Below are 2,598 nucleotides of genomic sequence, written 5' to 3'. Positions count from 1 at the left end.
GTGAAATCTGTGAGCCATTATTCCCTGAGCTATCGTTTTCTTATCCGTTTAATCCGTGAAATCTGTGAGCCATTTTTCCATGAGCTATCGTTTTCTTATCCGTGCTTTTCCGTGCAAATCCGTGAGCCATTATTCTCAGTGAGCTAAATGGTTTTAGTCGATGAGCTGATCTTAAAACCTTTCACCTTCACATGCGGCATTTTAGCACTGTAAATCCCGAATTCACCGTAATTATCCGAATACGGAATTGTGTAAGATTGGTTTTCAATATCAGTAATTCCATTGATAATATCAGAAATTTTTTCTGTGAAGCGCAGATTATTCACAACTTTTATGATCTTTCCGTTTTCAATCAGGAAGGTTCCATCACGCGTTAATCCGGTTAATGATGTTTCCTTACGATTGATGAAATTCATATAATGTAAGCTTGAAATATAAAGACCTTTTTTAATGGAACTAACTAATTCTTCCCGGCTTTTATCTCCGGTTTCCATTACAATAGCTTCACCTTTTACCCCGTTTTTCTTCATCTTAAGTTTTCTACCGTAGTAATTTCCCACCATAAAATTTTTGAAAATACCATTCTCAATAAGCGGAGTTTTCTGATAAAGATGTCCGTCAGAATTATAATCAAAGTTGATCAAATCAGGATGATGAGGATCGTCGATCAAAGTAATATTTTCAGGAAATATCTTTTTATCGATCTTCCCCTCGAAAAAGCTCTGTTTATGATCCAGACTGGCAGCACTCAAACTGCTTTCCAGATACATAAAATATTCCCCGATACAGCGAGGAGCCAGCACAACTTCATACTCTCCCGGTTCCACATCGACAATTTCTCCGCATCCGGCTTCAACTTTTGCTTTTAGATTTTGGATGAATCTCTCCTCATCAAATGAACCATAATTTTCTCCGCCGTAAGCTTCTAAAACAGTAACTTCATTTTTGTTGGAAACTGCTTTCACTTCCAAAAAGATCGGGGAACTGATCTCGCGTTTATTGACTCCATTGCTGTTCACGATATAAAGTATTCGATAATTACAGATAAAAGTTCCATAGATTTTGAAATCATTCGGTTCAACTGCTTTAGCAACCTTATCGAGAAAATCGATTTTCTTATCCAGAGAAATTCTCTTGATGTTGTTAGTTTTTTCCTTTTCAGAGGAAATGGTCAGATCGTCTTCAATATCGATGAAATCCGGATCATCGGGAAGTTTATCGATAATCGTTTTTGCTTCGTCGATCTTTTCCACCAGAACCATTTTTGTCGGATTAACAAGTCTGAAAGAATACGATTTTTTTCCTTTATGAACCGTTGTAGAAAGTGATACGGAAGATTTCGAAATATTGTAATTTGTCTGGCTTTGGAAAAAACGGAGGAAATCCGTTTCCCATAAATAATACCTGAATTCTAATTTCAGTTCGGGATGTTCTTCGCAAATTATTATCAGTTCTTCTCTAAAACTCATTTTTTACTCCTTAGCTTTAACAACTAACTGAACGAACAACAAATAAAAAGAATCAACTTGATGTTCGGAATCTTGTTCAACTGGTCGCAAACTCAAAATCAGGGAAATTCTTGTAAAGGAAAAATTTTACCTGCGAAAAACATGAAAATATACGAAAAGAAAATATGTAAACAAAATAGACAACAAAGTTACTTTCCGAAGATTCCTCCGTAGGAACTCTTTAAAAGTAAGATTCGGAAAAATTTTTCATTAACCGCGAAATGGACGAAAAAGAATAATTAACTTTGTAGTAAAATTTTTAAAAGAAACAAAAAATATTTGACTTTAAAATTAACAGAACTAAAAAAGACACGATTCTGAAACTGTAATTTCTGGAAATTTTTGGATTGATTTATGCATTTGTAATTCACAACCAATCAGGAGGTTATGATGAAAACGATTTTGATTAGTTTATTTTTTTCTATACTTTTTTCTTTTTTAATATCCAATCCAGTTCCGCCTGTACTTTTCAGCGAAATCTATTTTGAAGATGATGAATGGACGTTAGAACTTTATGATTATTATAATTATTTTGTTGGAATGACATTGGATGGATGTGAAATCTCATCATCCGCTGATACAGTTCAATTCAATGATGGAATTTATTTTAATTTTGAAGAGGTTTTATTAATAACAAGTGAAGATTTACAAGATCCTTTAGCCATCAATAAGACAGGAGATTTCGTAAAACTTACAGGTATTGTTTTTGACGATGAAATAATATTTGGAGAATTTCCTGGTTCAAATGTAAACTCTCCATTTGAAGGGCAATCGTTAGCAAGAGTTTCTTATGGGAATATGTTTGCAGGTGAAGATTATTATCTGGCAAAAGAAAATCAACCATCATTAGGTTCAAATCCATTTTCTGTAAACACAAGAGGAGTCCTTTCCGGATATGTTTATGATATTAATGAAAATCCCGTTAATTCAGCCCGGATAGAATATAATCCATCCGACTATTTATTTTTCCTTTATACAGATGATACTGGTTTTTATGAAAATACTCAAATGCTAGGTATGAATTATTCGGTTACGGTTTATATTGATGATACGGAATATGGAAGTGAAAATATTACAGTCGAACCTGATT

2 protein-coding genes are annotated in these 2,598 nt (G+C 33.6%); one reads left to right on the top strand and one right to left on the bottom strand.

What is annotated here, in order from left to right; all coding sequences use genetic code 11:
* Window positions 1-143: 143 nt before the first annotated feature.
* Window positions 144-1,469: a TldD/PmbA family protein gene (locus ENL20_02965; protein HHE37517.1), complete on the bottom strand. Its 1,326-nt coding sequence runs from the start codon at window positions 1,467-1,469 to the stop codon at window positions 144-146.
* Window positions 1,470-1,895: 426 nt separating this feature from the next.
* Between ENL20_02965 and ENL20_02960 the strand changes: the two genes are divergently transcribed.
* The coding region (locus ENL20_02960) for a hypothetical protein (GenBank protein HHE37516.1) at window positions 1,896-2,598 on the top strand (703 nt) is incomplete at its 3' end.

The sequence above is a fragment of the Candidatus Cloacimonadota bacterium genome, from assembly GCA_011372345.1.
GTDB lineage: Bacteria > Cloacimonadota > Cloacimonadia > Cloacimonadales > TCS61 > DRTC01.
This window is presented reverse-complemented; position numbering and strand designations above follow the sequence as displayed.